5 protein-coding genes are annotated in these 8775 nt (G+C 31.9%); 1 reads left to right on the forward strand and 4 read right to left on the reverse strand.

The features are described 5' to 3' along the window. Window positions 1-134 precede the first annotated feature (134 nt). Both ACYSNM_RS13465 and ACYSNM_RS13470 read right to left on the reverse strand, forming a co-directional pair. Window positions 135-2168 carry a dipeptidyl-peptidase 3 family protein gene (locus ACYSNM_RS13465; protein ID WP_461757397.1) on the reverse strand — a complete coding sequence of 678 codons (2034 nt, stop codon included), beginning with the start codon at window positions 2166-2168 and terminating at the stop codon, window positions 135-137. Between the two features lie 150 nt (window positions 2169-2318). Beyond that, window positions 2319-3059, reverse strand: coding sequence for an NYN domain-containing protein (locus tag ACYSNM_RS13470; RefSeq protein WP_461753646.1), 741 nt, complete (start codon window positions 3057-3059; stop codon window positions 2319-2321). Between the two features lie 445 nt (window positions 3060-3504). Here ACYSNM_RS13470 and ACYSNM_RS13475 point away from each other — a divergent pair, with 445 nt between their 5' ends. Continuing rightward, window positions 3505-5907 (forward strand): TonB-dependent receptor, encoded by a 2403-nt coding sequence (locus ACYSNM_RS13475; RefSeq protein ID WP_461757398.1) that lies wholly within the window; start codon window positions 3505-3507, stop codon window positions 5905-5907. Between the two features lie 77 nt (window positions 5908-5984). Here the strand turns inward: ACYSNM_RS13475 and ACYSNM_RS13480 are convergent, their stop codons facing one another. Together ACYSNM_RS13480 and cls are read right to left on the reverse strand one after the other, a co-directional pair. Then, window positions 5985-6929 carry an alpha/beta hydrolase gene (locus ACYSNM_RS13480; RefSeq protein WP_461757399.1) on the reverse strand — a complete coding sequence of 315 codons (945 nt, stop codon included), beginning with the start codon at window positions 6927-6929 and terminating at the stop codon, window positions 5985-5987. Between the two features lie 157 nt (window positions 6930-7086). Beyond that, window positions 7087-8565, reverse strand: coding sequence for a cardiolipin synthase (gene cls / locus ACYSNM_RS13485; protein WP_461757400.1), 1479 nt, complete (start codon window positions 8563-8565; stop codon window positions 7087-7089). Window positions 8566-8775: the final 210 nt, after the last annotated feature.

Below are 8775 nucleotides of genomic sequence, written 5' to 3' on the forward strand. Positions count from 1 at the left end.
GTTTTGCCATATTTACTTGAATTACTTATACTAATTTAAGTATATTGGATTGTAATTCAAATAATTATAACGGTGTTTTTTACTTAAAAATACAAAAAAGGGGCTATCTCATTTGAGACAGCCCCTTTGTATTTCTAATTTTCATCTGGTAAGAAACTATAGTCTTTTGCATACTGCAACATTTGACTAGAGAAACTTTCTGGTTGAATAATTTCAAAAGAAGTAATTTTCTGTTGTTTATCTATCACAGGTACGATAATAGGATTTACAAATCCTCTATAAGGAGCTGAATTAAACTTAGCATTTCTTTCTAAGACTTCCTTATGTAGGTCTTGGTCTACTTTAACACCGTAGTTTTCCACAAGATTTTTTGCACTTTGGAAATCTCCTTCACTTTTAATACGCTGTGTTTCTCTAAGTAATTGTCCAAATAAATCGTGAAGCTTATCATAATTGGTAATATTGAAGTAAGTCTTACCATCTTTGGTTACTTTTTCGATGACATTATCTTGTTGTCCTTTTTCCATTACCCAAGCACTCACCCATTGACGATTTCTCATATGAGACTCTTCAATGTCAGCACCCGGTTCTAATCGTACTAGTTGTAGCATTAAGCCATTTCTAATATAATTATCATAGGCTGCTTTACCAACTGCCTCCCAATCTTCCACTAAACCTAATTCTTCTAATTTAGGACTATATAAATAGTATAAACCAACTAGATCAGCTCTTCCTTCTTCCAAGGTAGAAGCATAACTTTTTAAGGTCTCTTTAGGTTGGCCAACTCCAGGGTTTATTTGACCCGATGCATGTCCCACAACCTCGTGTAGGGCTGTATGTAACTTATCGGCTTGTTGTCCATATTTAATAGCTAACTCTAACTCTTGTGGATCATGGACAAACTCTTGTAATCTATCTGAAGAGCTTTGACTGTTATAGGCATCAATAATATTACCAAGAGAAATAGACTTTGAGCCATATTCTGCTCTAATCCAATCCGCATTAGGTAAGTTAACTCCAATTGGTGTACTTGGAGAAGAATCTCCTGCCTCTCCTGCTACTATAACGGTTTTATAAGTAACTCCTACAACATTTTCTTTCTTATGTTCTTGCATTAATGGAGAGTTATCTTCGAACCATTGTGCTTGCTCGGATAACACAGCCATTTTCTTAGACATATCAAAATCGGTAATCTGTACTACACTCTCAAAAGAACCTTTATGTCCCAAAGGATCATTGTAAACTTCGATAAATCCATTATTGTAATCAATATTTCCTTGGGTAGCACCAACCCAAGCAATATTATATTGGTCCCAGGTTTGCAAGTCACCTGTTTTGTAAAACTCGATTAATAAAGAAAGAGCTTCGGCTTGTTGGGCATTCTCTGCTACACCTTTAGCTTTTTCTAACCAATAAATAATTTGATCGATAGCCTGTCCGTATAAACCACCACTTTTATATACCTTCTCTTGTAAAACACCGTCCACTTTTACTAACTTACTGTTTAGCCCCGTAGATAATGGTCTAAGCGGATCTGGGCTTTTCATCTGAGCATAGAAAGTTTCTGCTTCTTTCTCACTCACATCAGAGCCATAGAAATTAACAGCACTATCTTTTACTAAATCTTTAGAAGGATCTAAATTAACTTTTTTACTGTCTTGATCATTAAATAATATAGCTACTACTTCAGGGTCTAAGTTAGTTTGAGTGGAAGTAAGTAAGTCGTTGAAATAAGCAGAAGTAAATTCTGGCTTAATTTTATCATTAGAATAGTGATGGTGAATCCCATTACTGAACCATATTCTCTTTAAATATACTTCAAAGTTCTCCCAATCCTTATTGCTTCTATCTCCATTATAGTTTTGGTAGATATTCTCTAAAGCTCTTCTTATTTTTAAGTTATGCTTATAGTTCTGGTCCCAAATAATATCCCTACCTGCTAAGCCTGCTTGAGTTAAATAATATACATATTCTTGTTGCTTAAGACTCAATTCTTGCCATCCTGGTATTTGATATTCCAATACTTCAATATCAGCAAACTTATCCACAGACTCTCTTGGAGTTTGTACCACTACCTGTGTATCTTGAACATTGTCTGTTTTAGATTTATCACAGGAAAACATTAAGCTACAACTAAGAAATACAGCAGCTATATAAATTATTCTCATCTATTTTCTTTTTAAGGTTATCCTACAAATATAAATAATATCACAAACATTTCTGCATTTTGCCCTAATAGTTCAGAAACAATCCCCTACTTAACTATTAATAAAACAAAAAAGTCCGCTAGGCTTTAGCCTTGCGAACTTTAGATTTGTTTATATTTTTTTTACTAATGGGTGATTTAAGCCCTTGACATTATTATTAATTACTTCATAGGTTTTTAAATGCTTAAATAGCTCTGTTAAGTTCTTAAAACCATAATAACGCGCATCAAAACTAGGATTTAGCTTTCTTAAATTTCCTCCCACAGTAGAAATGAACGCTTCTACTTCTTCTCCTACTGACATTTCAAAAGCTCTATCAATTAAGTTATATTCTTTCTTGGTTAACAACTTAGTATCGTCCTCTTCGTTAGCCGTATTTTTCTTATTGTTACTTACCTTACTTTTTTCCTTACTCTTAGGCATTAAAGTTTCAACGTAAGTAAATATTTCACAGGATTGTACAAAGGCATTAGGTGTTTTCTTTTCTCCAACACCCATTACAAAAATACCAGACTCACGAATTCTCTTTGCCAAACCAGTATAGTCACTATCACTAGAGACAATACAAAAGCCATCTACCATCTGATCGTGTAAAATATCCATCGCATCAATTATTAAAGAACTATCCGTAGAATTCTTACCTGTAGTATAGCTAAATTTTTGGATAGGCGAAAAGGATAAGTCATTTAGAATTTCTTTCCAACTATTCATTTGAGGTGTAGTCCAGTCTCCATAAATTCGACGAATCGTAACTTTACCATATTTAGATACCTCTTCTAAGACATGAATTAATAGCTTAGCCTGCGCATTATCCCCATCCACCAAAATGGCTATATTATTTTGTTTTTCCATGTTTTTATATTTTATAAGCTAAAAATACATTTTTTGAACGGATACAACAATAGTATTATTAAAATAGATGTCTTAAGAAAAGTATTCTTTCTAACACTTTAAGGTCCCTATAAAGGATATCCTATTATTTAAGAGCTTCTAACTAATTGTTGTCCCGTGATTAAAATACTTGTTTTTTTATATACTTCCAATCTAATAAAGACTTACAGTGTTGTTCTTTATTTTTTTTCATGAAAAGGGGTGTAAATATATCTACAAAAAAACAAACAACACAACGACTTAAAATACAATGTTTTACACTCAGAAAACTCCCACTTTAAATTCTAAACTTTATCTTTTTTTTATATGCTTTTAAAAAAGAAAGTAAAAAATGTGTAACAAAACATGTTTTTACAAGACTATTAGAATAAGACCTAACCATTGAAAAACTTTAATAAATCAAAGTATGAAAACTTATGTAAACCTATTATTCTTTGTCTTTATCTCTTTTTCTACCTTGGCTCAAAATAAGTCCATTGTAAAAGGAAATATTTATGATAATGAATTACAAGAAGCTATTCCTTATGCTACAATAGCATTAAAGATAGGAGATCAGGTTGTCACTGGAACTCTTTCCGATGACAATGGACAGTTTCAATTAGAAGCTCCAAATAACAAGTATACCCTTGAGGTACAATTTATAGGATATCTTACAAAAGAAGAACAAATAACAATTGACTCTAAAGTAGTAGACCTAGGAAAAATATACCTACAGCAGGACGCAGTGACTTTAGATGATGTTGAAATAATAGCAGAGCAGTCTACCATAGAACAAAAAATAGACAGAAAAGTTATTCATGTTGGAAAAGATCTAGCCTCTGTTGGAGCTACAGCTTCGGAGATTATGAACAATATTCCTTCAGTTAATGTAGACCAAGATGGTAACCTTTCTCTAAGAGGAAACACCAATGTAAGAGTACTAGTGGATGGTAAACCTACCAACTTATCCTCTGATCAAGTACTTAAGCAAATTCCATCGGGTTCCATTAAGAGTATTGAATTAATCACTAGTCCTAGTGCAAAATACAACCCAGAGGGAATGAGTGGTATTATCAATATAGTATTGCATAAAAAAACAAATGATGGTTTTAATGCAACAGTAAATAGTGGTGTTACACTTTCTAAACATGCTAGCAATACAAACTCTATTGACCTTAACTATAGAAAAAATAAAATAAACTTCTTTGCCAATGCAAACAACTCTCTAGGTAAGTCAACCAATAAAGGAGAAATTTATAGAACAGATCAAAATTCAACACAACTTGTAGATGTAGAGAGTAAAAACAGATCTTACCTTTATAAAGTTGGGTTAGATTATAATATAAACGATAAAAATACTTTATCCTTTTATACCAATCAAAGTAAATATAATGGTCCAACGGATGTATACACAGAAAACTTATACCCAGACGCAAATTTTGAAAATATTTATCAAACCTCTAATTATAAGAGCAACAATAGAAATAGCTCATACAACTTAGCTTATAAACATCTTTTTGATGAAAATGGACATAATTTGGATGTAGAGGTTAATTATAATGATAATAAAGGTACCTCTAATGGGTATTATCAAAATGATTTTACTAATTCTCCATCTTACACCTATACAGATGCTACTTTGAGTAAAGGAAGTTTAACTACTATCAATATAGATTACGTAAAACCTATCAATGAAAAAACAAAACTTGAATTAGGACTAGAGAGCAAACTATCGCGTACAGAGAATTACTCGGATCAATTAGATAATCCAATGATTCCAGTAGATCAGCGTCAAGTAGGATATAATTATGACTATAATATTTACTCTGGTTATGTGACCTTTGGCCAAAAACTAGATAAGTTTTCTTACCAAGTAGGTACTCGTGTGGAAAGTTATAAAGTAACTTCTAAATTAAATGGTAAAAAAGACTTTTCCGATGACTATGTAACCTTATACCCATCTGCCTTTTTAGGATATGATTTTACAACCAATGATATGTTACAATTGAGTTATAGCAGAAGAGTAGACCGTCCTGGAGTTTGGCAAACAAGACCTATTCGTCAGTTCTCTACTCCTACTTTAACCTCTACAGGAAACCCAGAATTAAGACCACAATTTACTAATTCATTAGAGTTAAATTATACGCGTATTCTAGGAACCACAGGTTCTATTACTGGGGGAGTATTCTACAGACAAATCAATGATGAAATCAACCAAATTATATTGGACGATCCTGAGAATGAAAACCCGAATGCTTTACTTATGACCTACGATAACTTTGATAAAAGCTCGTCTTATGGTTTTGAATTATCAGCTAATTTAAAATTAAGACCATGGTTAGATATTCAACCTGCAATTGATTTATCGAGTATTAAACAAAATGGACTTGTTTCTTACTTAAACCCAAGTAACAATGAATTTGAGTTTATTAAAAGGGAAATCAACGTAAACTCTTTTAATGCTAGATTGAATGCAAACTTTAAGGCAACAAATAAATTGCGTTTCAATTTATTTGGTTTCTTCAGAGGACCTATGAAATCCATTACTGGACAAAATAAAGAAATGCATAAAATAGATTTTGGAGCACGTTATTCTCTATTAAATAACAAACTAAGTATTAGTATGCGTTTAAACGATATCTTCAATACAATGAAATACAGATTTACAAGCCAATATCCTTTTGAAAACCAAGGAGAGTTTTCTTGGAACAGCAGAAGTGTTTACATTGGAGTTAACTACAGCTTTGGTGGTGGAAAAGGTAGAGCTATGGCTAGAAAAGCAAGAGAGAATAACCAACAACAATCTTCTTCTGGAGGAGGGTTATTCTAAATACATATTTAATTTTTCAATTATTATTGATAGGGTCTATTACCAAATGGTAGTAGGCCCTATCTACTTTATAAAAGTTATATATGAGAATATATAAAATCAACACTTGCCTTTAAAGCTTTTTCACGTATAGATGAAGCAGATAAATACACATCGTGTAAAGCCTTATCTACGACTACTTCTGTAACGCAATCTCCTATTTTCTTACCTATTTTGGATATATCCTTAACATTTAATACTGCATCACTTTCAAAAGTATCTTTACTGCTTTTACGTGGATTACTACTTTGACTACTTCTTAGTAGTAAAATAGGTAAATTACCAAGATTAGGTTTTTCTTGTATTACCTCCTGTGCTCTATTTACTGCAAGAATCCAAGCATAATAATTAACAAAAGGTGTAATGGGCTTAAAGTTTAAGTTATAATCCCATTCCCCTTTATAATCCTTATGTAAACTCTCCCCATAAATAGATGGCAGTCCTTGCATAAAGGAAAATGCATCCTTTTTAAAATTCTTCTTAGATACAGAAGCAATAAAAGGTTTTACATAAAAAGGTAAATTGAAATCAAAAAAAGGCGAATTCAAAATCAGTCCCTTAACTAAAGGACGATGTAATCCAAACTTAGCATAATAAGTAGCAAGCAATCCTCCTGTACTATGCCCAAGCAAAAATATATTGGTATTCTTATGGTCCTTATGCATCATAGTTAGGGCATAATCAATATCTCCAAAATACTCTCTTAAACTCTTACAGTAATTAGGTGCTTGTCCTTTTAAAAGTGAGCGACCACATTTGCGTAAATCCAATGCATAAAAATTGATGCCATTTGAATTAAAATACTTCATTACATGAAACTGAAAAAAGTAATCATTAAATCCATGGATATATAAAACACTAGCTTTAGCATCGGTACTATTGGCACGAGATTCTATAACTGTAGTAACCACCTTACCTTGATAATCGTTTGGTAAAGGGTGTTGATGAGTAATATAATCTTTATAGATAAAATGTAAATTCATAATAGGATATTTATCAATTTCTACTAACAAAAAATATGCACAAATTACACTTGAGAATATTTTCTCTTTTGCAATTGTGTATACATAACAAATTTAAGGCCTTTAAATGACTTAGAAAAAATTTAAAATACACAATGCAGATTAAATGTACTTTTTTCTAAAGTAAAGGAGCTAACAATCGAATAAAATTATTCTTTAATCTCTGCCAGGAGGAACGTTTATTCCATCTTTGTATATCTAATTTTAGAGAATCTTGGCAATCTCTATAAAACATTTGTCTCATTTGCTGGGCTAAACTTGGGTCATAAGCATAAACATTGACTTCAAAATTCAAATCAAAACTACGATGATCTAAATTACATGTACCAACACAACATATATCTTGATCCGTTACAATAGTCTTAGCATGGATGAATCCCTTTTTATATAAGTAAATTTCTACTCCATTTTCTAATAGTTCTTGAAAATAAGACTCGGATGCCCATTTAACTATCAAAGAATCCGTAATTCCAGGTAGAATCATTTTCACTTTCTTACCACTTAAAGCTGCCATCTTAATAACCAATTGCAGGGACTCATCTGGTATATAATAAGGCGTAGTGATCAATACCTCTTCTTTGGCCTGACTAATGGCTTCAATCACGCTATACAAAATAGAAGGTACATCAGAATCAGGGCCTGAAGCCACTACTTGTAAAGGTAAAATAGGTAAATCCAAATCCTTCATACTTGGGAAATACTTACTATTAAAGGTAATGGATTCTTTGCTGCAAAAATTCCAATCTGTCAAAAAAACATACTGTAATCCATATACTCCACTACCGGTTATTTTCATATGGGTATCTCGCCAGAAAAAATCATTCTTTTGATTCATCCTATTATCATATCTATCCGATATATTGATCCCCCCAGTATAGCCAATATAGCCATCTATTACAACAATCTTTCTATGGTTCCTATAATTTAGACGATTAGCCAAAGCCAATAAAATAACTTTATTAAAAGGAAAAACGTGTCCGCCCGCCTTTTTTAGTCTTTTGACAATACTCTTGCGTATACTTCTACTGCCAAAATCGTCATAGATAAAACGAACCTCTACTCCTTGTTTAATTTTATCTACTAATATATCCGCAATTTGATGCCCTATTTGACTATTATCAAAAATATAGTACTCTATATGGATATGCTGTTTTGCTTGCCTTAAATCCTTTAAAAGAGCTTCAAAGAAAGATTCTCCGTTTTCCAATAAATCCACCTTGTTATTTACAAGCAAAGGATTTTCTCCTAAAGCATCACTTGATAAAAGAGAAATAAATGCCTTATTGTTTTCAATAACCTGATTTACCTCTTTAGTGGTGTGCTCATTGAAGTGCTTTACTTTAGCGGCTAATCTGTCTTGGAAATCTTCATGACGTTGTAGTTTCTTAGAATACATCTTTCTCTTCCTATAATTGATACCGAAAGAGAAATAGAAAATCATACCCAGAATTGGCACGAAAAAAACCAATAATAAATATGCTAAGGTTTTGGATATAGAATTAGTATCGTATATAATACGAACGGACACGGCAATTGCTAGAAGAAAATAGATGATTTCAACATAAATAAACCAATCGTATTGAGTAGCAATAAACATAAGCCAATAGTATTCTAATAGACTACTAAATTTACGTAAAGTATTTGGCAAAAAAGGAAATTAGAAAAAAAAAGTAATAAAAAAAGGGGCTGTCTCAAATGAGATAGCCCCTTTTTTGTATTTTTAAGTAAAAAACACCGTTATAATTATTTGAATTACAATCCAATATACTTAAATTAGTATAAGTAATTCAAGTAAATATGGCAAAAC

The sequence above is a fragment of the Myroides sp. LJL116 genome (genome assembly GCF_054871685.1).

Excerpts from the sequence above, each read along its gene's own strand:
- ACYSNM_RS13465 (WP_461757397.1), bottom strand. The coding sequence starts at position 2,168 with ATGAGAATAATTTATATAGCTGCTGTATTTCTTAGTTGTAGCTTAATG.
- ACYSNM_RS13470 (WP_461753646.1), bottom strand. The coding sequence starts at position 3,059 with ATGGAAAAACAAAATAATATAGCCATTTTGGTGGATGGGGATAATGCG.
- ACYSNM_RS13475 (WP_461757398.1), top strand. The coding sequence starts at position 3,505 with ATGAAAACTTATGTAAACCTATTATTCTTTGTCTTTATCTCTTTTTCT.
- ACYSNM_RS13480 (WP_461757399.1), bottom strand. The coding sequence starts at position 6,929 with ATGAATTTACATTTTATCTATAAAGATTATATTACTCATCAACACCCT.
- cls (WP_461757400.1), bottom strand. The coding sequence starts at position 8,565 with ATGTTTATTGCTACTCAATACGATTGGTTTATTTATGTTGAAATCATC.